The following is a 16,198-nucleotide window of genomic DNA, read 5'->3' as shown; positions in this document are numbered from 1 at the left end:
CTTTGCTGATTGGGGGAAGCGGCATATTACTATATTTATTTATATGAAAGACTATCGTAGATTAACTGAAGATGAGGTGCTTCAGTTGAAGAGCCAGTCGTGTCTGGCCGATGATTGGGGAAATGTTCTGGTAGCTGATGGATTTAATTGTGAGTATGTCCATCATACCCGTTTCTCGGGTGAAGTAAAACTGGGAGTATTCGAATCAGAATTTACATTGCGGGGAGGCATTAAGAAACATTCGGGATTGCGCCATGTGACGCTGCACAATGTGACAGTAGGGGATAACTGCTGCATTGAGAATATCCAGAATTACATTGCAAATTATGAGATTGGCAGTGACACCTTTATCGAAAATGTAGATATCATCCTGGTGGATGGGTTGACTACTTTCGGCAATGGGGTGGAAGTGGCAGTGCTCAATGAAACCGGAGGACGTGAGGTCTTGATAAATGACAAGTTGTCTGCGCACCAGGCGTATATACTTGCGTTGTACCGCCACCGTCCCGAACTGATTAACCGCATGAAATCCATTGCAGATTATTATTCCAATAAACATGCATCTGCTGTCGGCAGTATTGGCAATCATGTCATGATTCTAAATACGGGATCTATCCGGAATGTTCGGATTGGCGATTATTGCCATATCTGCGGAACCTGCCGTCTGACTAATGGTAGTGTGAATAGTAACGTGACGGCTCCCGTACATATCGGACATGGAGTGATTTGTGATGATTTTATAATCTCTTCCGGTTCGCAGGTGGATGACGGCACGATGTTGAGTCGTTGTTTCGTCGGGCAGTCTTGTAAATTGGGGCATAACTATTCCGCTTCCGATTCCTTGTTCTTTAGTAACTGCCAGGGAGAGAACGGAGAAGCATGCGCCATTTTCGCGGGTCCTTTTACCGTGACACATCACAAATCGACTTTGCTGATTGCCGGAATGTTCTCGTTTATGAATGCAGGCTCAGGGTCTAATCAAAGTAACCATATGTATAAGCTGGGGCCGATTCACCAGGGGACGATGGAAAGGGGAGCGAAAACGACTTCCGATTCATACATCCTGTGGCCGGCACGTGTCGGAGCTTTCTCTCTCGTGATGGGACGCCATGTCAATCATGCAGATACATCCAATCTTCCTTTCTCTTACCTGATAGAGCAACGGAATACGACTTATCTGGTTCCGGGCGTTAATCTGCGAAGCGTGGGGACAATTCGTGACGCCCAGAAATGGCCGAAACGTGACAAGCGGCAAGACCCGAACCGACTGGATTATATCAATTACAACCTTTTGAGTCCCTATACCATTCAGAAGATGTTCAAAGGACGTTCTATTCTGAAAGAATTGAGACGGGTATCCGGTGTGACATCCGAAATCTATTCTTATCAAAGTGCCAAAATCAAAAATTCTTCTTTGAATAATGGTATCCGCTTTTATGAAATAGCTATTCATAAATTCTTGGGTAACTCAATAATTAAGCGGTTGGAAGGCATCAACTTCCAGAGCAACGAAGAAATCCGCCAGCGTTTGAAGCCGGATACGGAAATCGGAACCGGCGAATGGGTGGATGTGTCCGGGCTGATTGCTCCAAAGAGCGAGATCGACCGATTGCTGGATGGCATTGAGAACGGTACTATCAATCGATTGAAATCAATCAATGCCTGCTTCGCAGAGATGCACGAGAATTATTACACATACGAATGGACGTGGGCTTACAATAAGATTCAGGAATTTTATGGCTTGAATCCGGAAACGATTACAGCGCAAGATGTGATTCGTATCGTAAAATCCTGGCAGGAAGCTGTTGTAGGACTGGATAAGATGGTGTATGAAGATGCAAAGAAAGAATTCTCCCTGTCTTCCATGACCGGATTCGGTGCCGACGGTTCTCACGACGAAATGAAGCAGGACTTTGAGCAAGTACGCGGTGATTTCGAAAGCAATACGTTTGTGACGGCTGTGTTGAAACATATTGAAGAGAAAACAGAGCTTGGAAATGAACTGATTAAACGTATTGAAGGCATATAAGAGCAAACAGACTATAACCTATGAAACGATAGACGGCGGGCAGTGTGCAACTAAAGCACAACTTGTCTGCCGTTTTGTTTCAGCACCGGAATTCTCCGTTATTCATTCTTAATTCTTCATTCCTCATTCACCATTCTTCATTCTTAATTACTACCTTTGCCACACTAACTAACATTACGTAATAAAATAAGAAACTTATGGCAACACCTCCGTTTAAGTATCAGCCCATGTTTGAAAAGGGAAAAGATACAACTGAGTATTATCTGCTTACCAAAGACTATGTATCAGTAAGCGAGTTTGAAGGAAATCCCATCCTGAAAATTGAAAAAGAAGGTTTGACTGCGATGGCTAATGCTGCTTTTCGTGATGTATCATTCATGCTTCGTCGTTCGCACAACGAACAAGTTGCTAAGATTCTGAGTGATCCGGAAGCAAGTGAAAACGATAAGTATGTGGCGCTGACTTTCCTGCGTAACGCAGAAGTTGCTTCAAAAGGCGTACTTCCATTCTGCCAGGACACCGGTACTGCTATTATTCATGGTGAAAAAGGACAGCAGGTATGGACTGGATATTCTGACGAAGAAGCGCTTTCACTGGGCGTATATAAAACATACACTGAAGAAAACCTGCGTTATTCACAGAATGCGCCTCTGAATATGTATGATGAGGTAAATACCAAATGTAACCTCCCTGCACAGATTGACATCGAAGCTACCGAAGGTATGGAATATGAATTCCTTTGTGTAACAAAAGGTGGTGGCTCTGCCAACAAGACATATTTGTATCAGGAAACAAAAGCGATCCTGAATCCCGGTACATTGGTTCCGTTCCTGGTTGAAAAGATGAAGACATTGGGAACAGCTGCTTGTCCTCCTTATCATATCGCTTTCGTAATCGGTGGTACTTCTGCTGAAAAGAACCTGTTGACAGTGAAATTAGCTTCTACTCATTTCTATGATAACCTGCCGACTACCGGAAACGAATATGGTCGTGCATTCCGCGATGTCGAACTGGAAAAAGAAGTATTGGCAGAAGCTCACAAGATTGGGCTGGGTGCACAATTCGGAGGTAAATATCTTGCTCACGATGTACGTATCATCCGTCTGCCTCGTCATGGTGCATCTTGTCCGGTAGGTTTGGGCGTATCTTGCTCTGCCGACCGTAACATCAAATGTAAAATCAATAAGGAAGGTATCTGGATTGAGAAACTGGATTCAAATCCGGGTGAACTGATTCCGGCTGAACTGCGTCAGGCAGGTGAAGGGGATGTTGTGAAGATCGACCTGAACCGTCCGATGCCTGAAATTTTGAAAGAGTTGGCTAAATATCCGGTTGCTACCCGTCTGTCATTGAACGGAACGATTATTGTAGGTCGTGACATCGCTCATGCTAAACTGAAAGAGCGTTTGGATCGCGGTGAAGACTTGCCACAATATATTAAGGATCATCCTATTTATTATGCTGGTCCGGCAAAAACTCCGGAAGGTATGGCGTGTGGCTCTATGGGTCCTACTACGGCAGGACGTATGGACTCTTATGTAGAACTGTTCCAAAGTCATGGCGGCAGTATGGTGATGTTGGCAAAAGGTAACCGTAGCCAGCAGGTGACAGATGCTTGTCAGAAATATGGTGGTTTCTATCTTGGTTCTATCGGAGGTCCGGCAGCTATTCTTGCACAGAACAACATCAAGAGCATCGAATGTGTGGAATATCCGGAATTGGGTATGGAAGCTATCTGGAAGATTGAAGTAGAGGACTTCCCGGCATTTATCTTGGTAGATGATAAGGGTAACGACTTCTTCAAACAGTTGAAACCGTGGAATTGCAAAAAATAACCGGTTGATACCTGTTGGGATGAAACAGTAAGAAGAGAGGCTGTCTAAAAAGTCGTTAGTAACTAGACAGCCTCTTGAATTCATAAAGGGGCTGTCTGACTATTTTATTGTCAGACAGCCCCTCTTCTTATGTTTTAGGACTTAAAGACTTTCCGGATATTTACTTTTTCAGTGTAAATATCAACCTTTCATCATTCATGATTACTTATTCTGTTCCTTTTTCCATTTTTCATATCTCTTCAGCACCTTGCTTCCATCTTTGTTATACCAGCTATAACCATTCCGGCGTTCGTGCCCGATTTCCGATATATCATATTTCTTTATGCCATCACGGTCGCAGAAAAAAGGCCGGTTTGTTTCCAGCTCATAAAAACGTGCCCAAAGAGTAGGACAGTCTTCACAAGGAACCATGCGATAGTCTTTTTTGCCATCACTGTTAGTGAAATATTCCTTCTGTATTCCTTTTATTGCAGACTTCTGGAACCATTTGATAGCTCCTTCTATGGATTTCACAACGTCTGCAGATGGATGGGGAAGTGACATCAGTAGTAATACAATATTGTCCGACTCTTGTCCGCTTAGTGATGGGAGTTCATAGGCACGTGCTTTGCAGGGTTCTAAAGTGACACGGTCATGTTGGGCGCACCACACTGTTAGCTCTCCATTCTGGCGCACCTGCGTTTTGAGTATACACTCTATCCCTTTGTTAAATGCATTGCGTGCTTGTTCACAGATATTGTCAGGAAGGAAAGTGTAAGGAGCTTTCTTTTCGTATATGTTCCGAAGTTGGTTCATCACTCTCACCATTGCATTGTCATTGTAAGTGATTTGTACATAATAACCTTTGGGACGCGGATAAAATTGAGGCCATCCACCGTTTTCATACTGCGATTTGAGCAGATATTGAATACCGTTCAGCACTCCTTCTTTATATTTCTCTTTTTGCGTAGCCAGATAAAGCCGTGACAAATATTCTATTTCTGTCGTGGTGGCATTGTTGTCGATGGTGCTTTGGTTGGTATTTTCTTTAGCTTTTAGTGCTGCATTATATTCTTGTTCCGTCAGTTCCGCTGGCATATAGATATTCTTGGGCCAGCCTCCGGTCGTTTGTTGATAGAGTAACACGTTGTCGCCGATGCGTTGGGCTTCTTCCGTCTTGAAGAAATCATCGTCAAATTTGGGGGCGATGTGTACCCAATCTTTGTAGTTCTGTTGTTTTCTGTAATCTGTTGCTTTTTGGGCTGAGGCGTTTGCCAGGATAAAAAGTAATAGTAAGAAAAGACTTAGTTTTCTCATGGCTTTTATTATTTTAATGTTTTTAAGTATGCAAATGTAGGAAGAAAGAAAAACATCGGTATGTAATAACTGTTTTTTATACAGTAAAAATTGAGACTGTCTAAAAAGTCGGTTCTATCTTCATTCTTCTCCTCTTCCCGAAGGAGGGGAGTTAGAGTTACTGACGACTTTTTAGACAGCCTCAATCAAAAAATAAATGGAAACTACTTCCTTATTCCAGATATTTCGTGATCTTTCCGCTGATTTGCAACAGGGATATTTCGCAAAGTTTCGTATTGTATTCAGCAGAGAGGATGCGTTCCTCTGCATCTAACAAACTTTTTTGTGCTTCGCGCACTTCAAAACCGGAAAGGTCTCCCTGTATATAACGGTCCATGGCAATATCGTGATTGTCTTTGGCGGTTATCAGGTTTTGACGTTCCAGATTCAATAATTGAAGATTGTTGCGATAGGCTTGCCATAGGTTACTGAGATCAGAGCGAAGGGCTAACTCCAAATCCTGTCGTTCCAGGCGACGATTTTTGAAAGCCAGACTTGCATTTCTCTTTTCGCGACGACGATTACCGTCGAATATCTTAAAACCGACAGTTATTCCGGCATTGAAGCCCAGTTCACCTCTTCTGCTGTTTGCATTGATGTCATACTTGTTGAACGTATATCCATATCCGGTATTTAGTTTGAGATATGGATAGTTGCGTGAGTTTATTTTCTTGTAGTCCAATTGGGCAAGTACCGTGTTTTGATCTGCCTTGAGCAAAGAAGCATTGGTTGCTAACGTTGAATTCCACAAATCATCAAATTGCAAGTCGCTGTATACATCGATGGTAGAGTCTTTGATAATAATGTTTTGATTAACATTGTTGTTAGCCATCAGTTCATTCAACTGGATGCGTGAAGAATGTAGCAATTCCTGTTGTTTGATGTATTGGGCACTGTCTGCATTGAAATCCACCTTTGCCTGCTGATAATCCAACCCGGAGAACTTGCCCACAAGGTGGCTTGCTTCCGCTATGCGCAAGCGCTCTTTAGAGAGTGACATTGCATAATGAAAGTTTTTCAGACGAATCTTCTGTTGGATAAAATTATAGTATTCGGAAGTCAGGGCAGCAATAAAATCTTCAATGGCAATACGCGTGTTGGTTTCCCCCTGACGTTCCAGTTCTTTCAACTGCTTGTAAGTCGTACTGATATTGAATCCATCGAAAATAGTCCAGTTGAGGTTAAGACCGACATTGATCGTCTGGTCGTAGACTCCGTTGTGCTTTGTTATTTCCCCGGTAGCACGTGCCTTGGTCTCAATATTGTCCAAGTTTCCGGTATATCCGGCAGAGAAGTCCAATGTAGGCAGGTAACCCGCATTTCCCAATGTCGCATTGTTCTTGTTGATTTGCTCTTCATTATGGACGATACGCAGAGAGTAATTGTTTTGCAATCCTTCTTCCAGACACTCTTTTAAGGTGAGCACCTGTGCCTTCGCAGTAGAAACTGATAAGAAGGCACATGCGGTAACTATATATATGATGCGTCTCATACAACTATCTTTCTGTTTCATTCTTTTAGTTTTTTGATTCGGTTCGTCGAAATATAACTGTAAATAGCCGGTACGATATACATGGTGAGCAAAGTAGAAACTACCATACCACCTACTACTGCCGTACCCATGGCAATACGCTGATTAGCACCTTCACCGGTGGCAAAAGCCAATGGGATAAGTCCCAAAACCGTAGAAGCACTTGTCATCAGAATCGGGCGTAGACGTTGCAGGGCAGAATCCTTGATGGCATTCATCTTGTCCTCGCCGGTTTCCTGTTTCTGATTGGCAAATTCCACAATCAGGATACCATTCTTGGCCACCAGCCCGATAAGCATAATGATACCAATCTGACTGAAAATATTCATTGTAATATCTCCCAAATACATAAATACTAATGCTCCGGCAATAGCCAGCGGCACTGTCAGCATGATAATCAACGGGTCTTTGAAACTTTCGAATTGGGCAGCCAGAATCAAGTATATCAGAAGAATAGCCAGGATAAAGGCAAACATCAGACTCGAAGAACTTTCGCGATACTCCTTGGAGTCGCCCGACAAAGCGGTACGGAACGTATCGTCCAATGTTTCCTTGGCTATCTTATCCATTTCGTCCAATCCTTGTCCGATGGTCTTTCCGTCTGCCAGTCCCGCAGAGATAGTGGCGGATACAAAACGATTATAGCGGTATAGTTTAGGCGGGGCAATACCACTTTCCAGTTCAATCAGGTTGTCCAGTTGAATCATGTCTCCGCCGTTGCTGCGAACATAAATCGCTTTTAGGTCGGCCGGTTTATTTCTCTGCTGGCGGTTGATTTCGCCAAGGATTTCGTACTGTTTTCCGTTCATATAGAAATATCCCATGCGTTGGCCGCTCAATCCGTATTGCAACGTTTGGGCGATGTTCTTTGTGCTTACCCCCATGATACTCGCCTTGTCGCGGTTAATCTGGATGCGGGCTTCCGGTTTGCTGAACTTCAAGTCAACGTCCGCCATCTGGAAGACCGGGTTTTCGTACACTTTCGCCATGAATTTAGGCAATACCTCTTCCAGTTTTTCCAGATTGGTAGCCTGAAGTACATACTGGACAGGCATACTTCCACGACGTCCGCCGAAGGAAGATTGCTGTTGCACGAACGAACGCGCCATTGTCTTCTTCTGTACCGCTTTTGAGATTTTCTCGGCAACTTCCATTTGCGTGTAGTTGCGGTCCTTCATGTCCTTCAGCGTGATACGTACGTTTCCGCTACCACTGGATACACGGGCAGTCACCGCTTCCGCATCCGGAAGGATGGAGTCGACAAGTTGGTTGATATCTTCGGTATAATCGCGTATGTATTCATAAGTGACGCCTTCTGCACCTCTCGTATTGATGCTGATTTGCGAACGGTCTTCCAAAGGTGCCATTTCCGAAGGAACCGCATTCCACAGGATACCAATCAGGCAAATGGTGATGAATGTGAATGGAAGCGCAATCCATCGTTTATTCAGAAAAGCGGCAAGTGAACGGCTGTATAGCCGGTTCATCCCTTCAAAGAACGGTTCTGTCTTTGTGTAGAACCAGCCTTGTTTTTCCCGTTTGATAAGCAACTTGGTTGCCAGCATCGGCGTGAAAGTCAATGCGGCAAATGAAGAGATGATGACCGAACCGGAGATTACGATACTGAACTCCCGGAACAGACGTCCCGTCATACCATCCATAAAGACGATAGGGAAGAATACCGCTACCAGCGTAATAGTGGTGGAAATAACAGCAAAGAAGATTTCTTTGGCTCCTTCTATACCCGCTTCTTTCGGGGTCATTCCTTTCTCAATACGGATGTAGATATTCTCCGTCATAACGATGGCATCGTCTACTACTAGTCCCACGGACAATACGATGGCAAGCATGGAAAGTACATTGATGGAGAAACCAGCCAGATACATGACGAAGAACGCACCGATAAGGGATACGGGAATCACGATACATGGCACGAGTGTGACACGCCAGTCGCGCAAGAAAAGGAAAATGATGATGATAACGAGTACGAAAGCTTCATACACAGTAGACTTCACTTCGTTGATGGATGCGCGGATAAACTTGGTATTATCAAAACCATAGTTGTAGTGCACGTCTTCCGGCAAGTCTTTCTTCATTTGTTCCATACGCTGATATACGGCGTCCGCAATCTCAATGTGGTTGGCACCCGGCTGTGGAATAACTACGACACCTACCATCGGCACACCGTTCATCTTCATATAACTTTTGATGTCGGCAGGTCCCAATTCTGCACGTCCGATGTCGCTGAAACGCACGATGCGGTTATTCTCTTCCTTGATAATCAAATCATTGAACTCGTCTGCTGTGTGCATCAATCCTAAGGTGCGGATTGTCAGCTCGGTGGTATTTCCTTCGATACTACCGGACGGAAGTTCTACGTTCTCACTGTCCACTGCATTTTTCACGTCGATAGGGCTGATACCGTATCCAGCCATTTTTGCAGGGTCGAGCCAGAGGCGCATGGAGTAGCGTTTCTCTCCCCAAATGGATACGCTACTTACATCGGAAATGGTTTGCAACTGTTCTTTTACTGTCAAATCAGCGATTTCACTCAATTCCAACAAGGTACGTTTGTCGCTCTGAAGGGCCACCATCAGGATAGGCATAGCGTCCGCATCGGCTTTGGATACGGTAGGCGGGTCACAATCGCGCGGCAGATAGCGTTGGGCACGTGAAACTTTGTCGCGCACGTCATTTGCTGCTGTTTCCAGGTCGACGGACAATTCAAACTCTACTGTAATACGGCTCTGTCCTTGTTGGCTGACACTGGACAAAGAACGGATACCCGGAATACCATTGATGTTCTGCTCCAACGGTTCGGTAATCTGGTTCTCGATAACGTCGGCATTGGCTCCCGGATAGGAGCAACTGACGGAAATAATCGGATTATCCACAGACGGATATTCACGGACACCCAGGTAGTTGTATCCGATAAATCCGAAGAGTAGGATAATGATTGTCAGTACGGTGGCTAATACCGGTCGGCGTATGCTTAATTCGGATATATTCATAGGGCGTTGGTATTAATCAATGTTGTCGAGTTTCACGGCAAGTCCGGTGCGGAGCTGCAATGTTCCTGAGGTGATGATAGTATCTCCCATGTGCAACCCCCTTATCACTTGCACTTCGGATGCGGTGCGGATGCCGGTAGTGACTTCCACCGGTTCGGCCTTTCCGGATTTGTACAGGTAGACTTTGTCTTTACCCATTTCCGGCACAATCGCTTCCGTAGGGATAGCGATGGCATTGGCTATTTCGTCTTTTTTTATTAACACGCTTGCATAGCGGCCGGGGAGTAGGATATGGTTGACATTCGGATACAGTGCGCGGGCGGTAAACTGGTGCAGGTTGGGGTCGATGGCCGATTCCACAGCATACACTTGCGCGCCGAACGCATCCAAATTGCCTTCAACATTGAAGTTTAAGTTAGTCCCTTTTCTAATCTGTTTGGCATAACGCTCCGGTACGGAAAACTCAACTTTGAGGGGAGCGATTTTAGTCAGTTTGGCAACGACCGTAGTAGGAGAGGCGTAGGTACCGATACTGACTTGGCGAAGTCCGATAATTCCGTCAAACGGAGCACGAAGCTCGGTCAATTCTATATTAGCTTTGATTATTTCTATGTCGGCATTCAAGGTAGCCAAATCTGTTTTCACTTGCTCGTAGGCTTCTTTACTGACAGCATCGCGTTTCAGTAACGCGTCTTGGCGGAATACGCGGTCTTCTGCCAATTTCAATTGTGAAACAAGACGTTGTAATTGTGCCTGCAACTGCCGGTCGTTTACTTTGGCAAGCAACTGACCTTTCTTTACCGATGTTCCTTCCTCAAAATTAATTTCAACAATCTTGCCGGAAGTCTCGAAAGACAAATCCACTTCTTCGTCAGGCAGAAGTACCCCTGTAGTCGTAAATTCATCTGTCAGGGATTGTGGCTTTATGACTTTGGCGTTCACATTTAAAATCTGCTTTCCCTTTTTGGATTTGCCGCCCATCACTTTGTCGGCAGCGGCCAGTTCGTTGTTCTTTTTGGGTAATTGTGAGTAGATTCCACCACCGATAATACCGGCACCGACAAGAATAATGATGCCCCATTTAGTTTTCTTATTCATGATTACATACAATATGATTGTTTGTAGATATGTTTTCTTATTGCAGTTAGATGGTATATTTCCAAAAAGGTTTAATACATGGAGTGTTATTTTCAGAAAATAGAGTATAGTCGGATGATGGGTTGATTCTTTTTGTATCTTTGCCGTGTCACCTTCCGGATAGAGCAGGTTGGTGGGAATTGTTGACTTTATAAAACAAAATGTATGAAAAGATTTGTATTTGTATGTAGTATGCTGTGTATGTCGCTGGCCTCTTTTTCCGGTGTGAAATACACGATTTTGGGGAAAGCTCCCCAGGAAATGAATGGAGAGAAAGTCTACCTTTCCATGATGTCGAAGAATACCCGTGTGCCGCAGGATTCTGCCAGAATTGAAAACGGCGCCTTTGTTTTCAAGGGTGAGACGGAGCGTAACGATATCGCATCGGTTTATCAGAGAAGCGAACATGGTTTTTATGCATTGGTCGCGTTGGAAGAGGCGACTATCACGCTCGACCTTACAGGAAAGGATTTTCCGGTGCAGAGCGGAGGTACGCTGAGCGAGCGGCTCAACGAATACGCTGACACGATGGCTGCTTATAACAGAGAAGCTGCAAGTCTCGGTATTGACAAGATGGCGGACGAGTTTCGCAATCCGCAGACCTCTGATGCGCGGAAAAAGGAGCTTATCGAAGTGTTCAACAGCGTGCGCGATCGTCGGTCACAAGCCATGAACAGTCTGTTTGTAAAAAACAAAGACAATGTGTTGGGAGCCTACTTGTTTCCGTCGGTCAAAGGTTTCTATTCGGAGGATGAAGCGGAACAGTTGATTTTGAGTGCCGGAAAGGATTTTCAGGAATACCCGTCAGTGAAGAGGGTATTGGCTCAACTCAATGCTGGAAAGGCGCGCCGTTCGGGCAACAGGTTTGCGGACTTTGAAATGGAAGACAAGGAGGGCAATATGCGCAAACTTTCCGAATTTGTGGGCAACGGAAAATATGTGTTGGTTGATTTCTGGGCTTCGTGGTGTGGTCCGTGCCGGGCGGAAATGCCGCACGTGAAGGCTGCCTATGAGAAATTCCACGATAAAGGATTCGAGATTGTAGGTGTGTCGCTCGACAACAAAAAAGAGGCTTGGCTCAAAGCGATTGAACAGTTAGGAATGCCGTGGCCGCAACTTTCCGACTTGAAAGGCTGGCAGAATGCCGGTGCGCAGAAGTATGGAGTGAACAGCATCCCCTGTACACTGCTGGTAAGTCCGGAAGGAATCATCATCGGCTCTAATTATCGCGGAAACCAGTTGGAACAAAAGTTGGGTGAGTTGCTGAAGTAATCACAATCTTTTTTCTACCGATTACAAACAATAAATGCAAGTCTCGTTTATAAAAACGAAACTTGCATTTATTGTTTAAAACCAATCGGGCGGAACTTTCCATCTAAGAAACCGGAAGTTTGCCATCAAGCGTAACAACGTTATTTCCAACGTTCACGATAGGTTACATCGCGCACTTTGGCAAAACCGGTGTATTGGGCTACTTCCGTCAGTGTGCCGTTGGTGTTGTCGAACTTGTAGAAACGTACGATTCCGTTGTTGGGGTCGGAGTCGTCTTTCTTATACGAACCCACTATCAGATAACGTTCCTGCTCCAGAAATTCGTCGGATGTGTCGGACAGCCTTTCGGCAGGTGTCTGAAATGGATTGAACTTCATCATCGTGATTTCCTCCCCGTCCAACGTCAGAGTGGCGGAAGGTATGAGGCCTTGTCCTTGCAGGTGGTAGCAATATACCTTGTTGCCGGTTTCGTAAAACATATACGGATAGAGCGAATGGAATGCAAAGTGCTTTGCCTTGCCAAAGTCCGTAGCCTCTATTTGCCGGTAATAGGTTTGCTGGTAACTTTTTCCGGCAAGGTTGATGCCGTAGACATAGCGCTTATGTGCTTCGTCTTGCAGTATCGAATAGACGGTGGCCGAGGCGAACTTGGTGCTTTCCATTGCTATCATCTCTTTTCCGGTGGAGAAGGAGAAGAGTGCATTTTCCGGGTCGGAGAATGACGCACAGAGTTCCTCTTTGGCGTCATCCCATTTCAGGAAACGCCGGTTGTCTTTGTCATACAATAGTGCGATGAGTTCCGTTTCCGCATTGTGGGTTTGCATGGTACCGATAAACGGTGCAAGAGTAAATTCCGGCTTCCCGTTCGAGATAAGTGTGTTGATGGGAAATTCAAAACCACCTCCGGCGTTCCAGGTGTTTCGCTTGTAGAGGTTGCCTTTGTCGGTGATGACAAACTGATTGTTGAAGTACACACTGGCAATCACATCCGGTTTTTCGTCCTCCAGTGCCTTGAGGAACAGCGAACAACTGATATCGTTTCTGTCGGAAGTTTCCAGGCTGGCGTTGTCTATTTCGTAGATTCCTTCCTCGCTGCTGATGAAGATGGCATCTCCTCTTACGTCTTTCGGGTAAGCGTCGAAATAGATTTTCTTGGCATTCCGAAGTAGGGGAGCATTCATTCCCAAGAGGTCGCGGGCAACAACGATACGGTCTTTGGATATGACAGATATCAAGTCAAGCCGTACATGGTTTTCCGCTCCTTCATCGCAAAGTACCATCCATCCTTCGTAGGTGGTGGATACTATTTTGACATCCACCTTGAAGTTGGTAGTGACACTGGTTCGTTTATCTGTCACGGTGTACCAGCAGACATATTCGCCGGGACCCACGTCAGGTATACATTCTATCTTTTGTTTTCTTTCTTCGTTGATATCAATATAGCGTGAGCCGTTCGGCAAACGTCCGCTTCGTATGTATAGCAAACAGCCGAATTCGTAGTTCGGATCGCCCTCCCGGATGATTCCTTCTGTGGACGACTTGAGGGTGGGGGTGATGGACAGCACATCGGCTTTCTGGAGCAGCGTCACTTGTTCGGGCAATCCTTCGGCGGTGATTTCCGGCACTTCGCTGTAGTCGTAGTTGCCTTTGTCTTCATAACAGGCGGTTGTAAGAAAGAGCAGCAAGGCAAGATATAGGGTGTTTTTTGTAATCTTTTTCATAATCGTTCAAGTTTAGCGGTTGGACGTTTCATAGTTGGAATAATCTACTTGATAGTTGGGGCCCAGTTGCATATAAGCATCTCCGTCCATCACCGGGGTACCGGCGTCGGCGAGTGCTTGCAACTCTTCTTTCAGTGCCCGTGCGGCATAGCCGAATTGGTAGTAGGGGCATCTTCCACGCAGCCAGTCCTCGTGCGACCATCCCATAATGGTGTTCAGATGTTGCTCCTTGAGGATAGACCAGTCGCCGAAATGATTTTTCGACCAGTCTTTCGGAGTGTCATATTTGTTGTGGAACATAATTTTGAACCGCGTTCCGCAGATGTATTCCCCTTGTGTGTTCCACGACGCGCTGTTTTTATACTGTTCGAGTTCGGTGGTAAATTCGTTGTTGCTTTCCAGATAGAATTCGATTCGCAGGGTCGATTCGGTGAGGTCCGGATGGCGTTTCAGCGCGACGGAAACACTGTTGCTGGCTTTGCCTGCCGGAATGAAGCAGGTGCTTTCGTCGTAGTCGAAATGTACGCCCCGTTTGGCTGTGGACTTTTCTTCGTCTACTTTCAGCACGAACGGGCGGTCGTAGTCGGCAATGTTGCCCATGAGATAAACGTTTACCGAGGCGGCTATTTCCGACGAACTTTCCGGGTAGACGGACAAGGAATACGTGGTGGAGTCGGAAAACGAAGTAGGAACCCCCGTTATCGTATATCCGGTGACGTTTTGGATGTAAATACCCGATTTTTCTCCTTGAAAGGTTGTGAAATCTTCTTCGGCGCAGGAGGTGAGCCAACTACCTGCCAATAGTAAAAGGGCGAGTGTATAAATAATATGTTTCATGATTGCTGAGTTTTTTTAACGGTTTTCTTGTTCACTTGCCGGCAATGGTAACTGGTAGGTTGCTGTGATACTGCCATCGGTATTCGCATTGTACAGGTTGTTCAATCCCTGGTTGTTTCTTTTGAGCATGAAGAAAATCTGTCCTTCACCCCAGAATTCGCGCAGGTACTCTTTGGAGTGCTCGGTGAGAAGTTCGAACATCCCCGGAAGCCCTATTCCGCGTGCCTGTTTGATGGGAGTGAGGTAGGTCTGGGCAGCCGTTATTCCTGCCATCAGGTTGCTGGGGTCTTTCATGATGGAAGATTCGGCGGCTATATAATAGGCTTCGCTGATTCTCATTAGCGGCATCAGGAAAGCGTAGAAAGGCGGATTCTCTTCGTTGTAGCTTATTTTGGCGTATTTGCAGAAACTATACAGGTTGCCGTTGGCACGCCATTGCGACAGGAACCGGTAGTCGGCCTGATTGAAAAGCTGCTGGATATACCCTGCCTTCGGTTGCAGGAGGGCTGCTCCGCTAAGGTTGGTTCCGTCGAAGTTGTCGGAATAGATGGATTCGCGGTCGGCATTGTAGAGTCCGAACAGTACTTCGGAAGAGAAAACCCGGTCGGGCGAGATGCTGCCCAACAGTTTGTCGGAGTCAACGAATGGGAAAGTGGTTTTCACATAGTCGTCGCCGATGAGGCGTTCGGCTTCTGTCAGGGCGTTGGTATAGTCTTTTGCCCAAAGATGGACACGGGCTTTCATCAAGATGACGGCGAAGTAGTTGAGACGCAATTGGCGGTAGCGTCGGTAGTTGTTTCCGTTTTCGTTGTTGCTGTTCAGCACTCCTTCGGTCAGTATCGGGTCGGCTTCTTTCAGTAGCTCTTCCGCTAAGTTGAGGTCGGGCATCAGATAGTCGTAGATGAACTGGCGGGACGACAGCAGTTCGTGTGCTTGCGCCTTGTCCGAATTGTTGTAAGGAATGGCGGGTTGCTCTGCCGAGCCGTCGTTGTAGTTCGGACCGAAAAGGCGCAGCAGGTCGAAGTGGATGAAAGCGCGCAGGGCAAGGCAGTCACCTTTTATCAGTTCCATATCTTTCTGTGTCAGCACTCCGTTCTGCTCCTCCAGTGCGCTCAGTATGACGTTGACGTTCAAGATGGTGGAGTAAGCCTCTTTCCAGATGGCGTCAATGCTTGCCTGCAGGTTGGTGCTGCTGTAGTCGTAAGTGCTCCATAAGTAATTGAGCGAATTGGAGTTGTTGCTGCCCGGCGTGTACCGTTGTGCGAGGATGTCTATCATGCCGTAGCTCAGGTTTTGCCCGTAGAGCGTATTGGAGGCTATGCGGTTGTACACTCCGTTGACGGCAGAATAGAATCCGTCTACGGTAGAGAATTGTTGCTTCTTCACATATTGGTCTTTGGGCGAATAGTCCAGCCAGTCGGAACAGCCGGTGGTCAGCACCACGGCGACCAATATCCATACATATGTTTTAATACTTGCTTTCATGATAA

The 16,198-nt window shown here is 45.9% G+C and carries 10 protein-coding genes; 3 read left to right on the top strand and 7 right to left on the bottom strand.

Annotated elements, in window-relative coordinates; translation table 11 throughout:
- The first annotated feature begins 43 nt into the window (after positions 1-43).
- Together NSB03_RS09375 and NSB03_RS09370 are read left to right on the top strand one after the other, a co-directional pair.
- On the top strand, positions 44-2,029 hold the full coding sequence (locus NSB03_RS09375; RefSeq protein WP_024986933.1) for a DUF4954 family protein: 1,986 nt from the start codon (positions 44-46) through the stop codon (positions 2,027-2,029).
- Positions 2,030-2,226: 197 nt separating this feature from the next.
- Positions 2,227-3,864 carry a fumarate hydratase gene (locus NSB03_RS09370; RefSeq protein ID WP_024986932.1) on the top strand — a complete coding sequence of 546 codons (1,638 nt, stop codon included), beginning with the start codon at positions 2,227-2,229 and terminating at the stop codon, positions 3,862-3,864.
- A 201-nt stretch (positions 3,865-4,065) separates the two neighbouring features.
- On the opposite strand, the gene pelA is transcribed toward NSB03_RS09370, so the two are convergent.
- From pelA to NSB03_RS09350, 4 genes are all read right to left on the bottom strand, one after another.
- Positions 4,066-5,160: a pectate lyase gene (gene pelA, locus NSB03_RS09365; RefSeq protein ID WP_024986931.1), complete on the bottom strand. Its 1,095-nt coding sequence runs from the start codon at positions 5,158-5,160 to the stop codon at positions 4,066-4,068.
- 211 nt (positions 5,161-5,371) lie between these two features.
- Positions 5,372-6,712, bottom strand: coding sequence for a TolC family protein (locus NSB03_RS09360; RefSeq protein ID WP_024986930.1), 1,341 nt, complete (start codon positions 6,710-6,712; stop codon positions 5,372-5,374).
- Positions 6,709-9,741, bottom strand: a complete 3,033-nt coding sequence (locus tag NSB03_RS09355) for an efflux RND transporter permease subunit (protein ID WP_024986929.1) — start codon at positions 9,739-9,741, stop codon at positions 6,709-6,711. Before NSB03_RS09355 ends, NSB03_RS09360 begins: the two co-directional genes overlap by 4 nt.
- Before the next feature lie 12 nt (positions 9,742-9,753).
- Positions 9,754-10,839, bottom strand: a complete 1,086-nt coding sequence (locus NSB03_RS09350) for an efflux RND transporter periplasmic adaptor subunit (RefSeq protein ID WP_257466350.1) — start codon at positions 10,837-10,839, stop codon at positions 9,754-9,756.
- 204 nt (positions 10,840-11,043) lie between these two features.
- Between NSB03_RS09350 and NSB03_RS09345 the strand changes: the two genes are divergently transcribed.
- Entirely contained in the window at positions 11,044-12,150 is a 1,107-nt protein-coding gene (locus NSB03_RS09345) for a TlpA disulfide reductase family protein (RefSeq protein ID WP_257466349.1), read from the top strand.
- 140 nt (positions 12,151-12,290) lie between these two features.
- On the opposite strand, the gene NSB03_RS09340 is transcribed toward NSB03_RS09345, so the two are convergent.
- The 3 genes from NSB03_RS09340 to NSB03_RS09330 are packed head-to-tail and all read right to left on the bottom strand — an operon-like array spanning position 12,291 to position 16,193.
- Positions 12,291-13,871 (bottom strand): PKD-like family lipoprotein, encoded by a 1,581-nt coding sequence (locus tag NSB03_RS09340; RefSeq protein ID WP_024986926.1) that lies wholly within the window; start codon positions 13,869-13,871, stop codon positions 12,291-12,293.
- Positions 13,872-13,883: 12 nt separating this feature from the next.
- The gene (locus NSB03_RS09335; protein ID WP_024986925.1) at positions 13,884-14,708 is read right to left on the bottom strand and encodes a DUF4843 domain-containing protein; all 825 of its coding nucleotides are present in this window, start codon (positions 14,706-14,708) and stop codon (positions 13,884-13,886) included.
- Positions 14,709-14,723: 15 nt separating this feature from the next.
- Complete coding sequence (locus NSB03_RS09330) at positions 14,724-16,193, bottom strand: RagB/SusD family nutrient uptake outer membrane protein (protein WP_024986924.1); 1,470 nt, start codon at positions 16,191-16,193, stop codon at positions 14,724-14,726.
- Positions 16,194-16,198 lie beyond the last annotated feature (5 nt).

The sequence above is a fragment of the Bacteroides acidifaciens genome, assembly GCF_024623065.1.
In the GTDB taxonomy this organism is placed as follows: domain Bacteria; phylum Bacteroidota; class Bacteroidia; order Bacteroidales; family Bacteroidaceae; genus Bacteroides; species Bacteroides acidifaciens.
The sequence above is the reverse complement of the archived record's forward strand: the minus strand, read 5'-3'. Positions and strand labels throughout refer to the sequence as shown.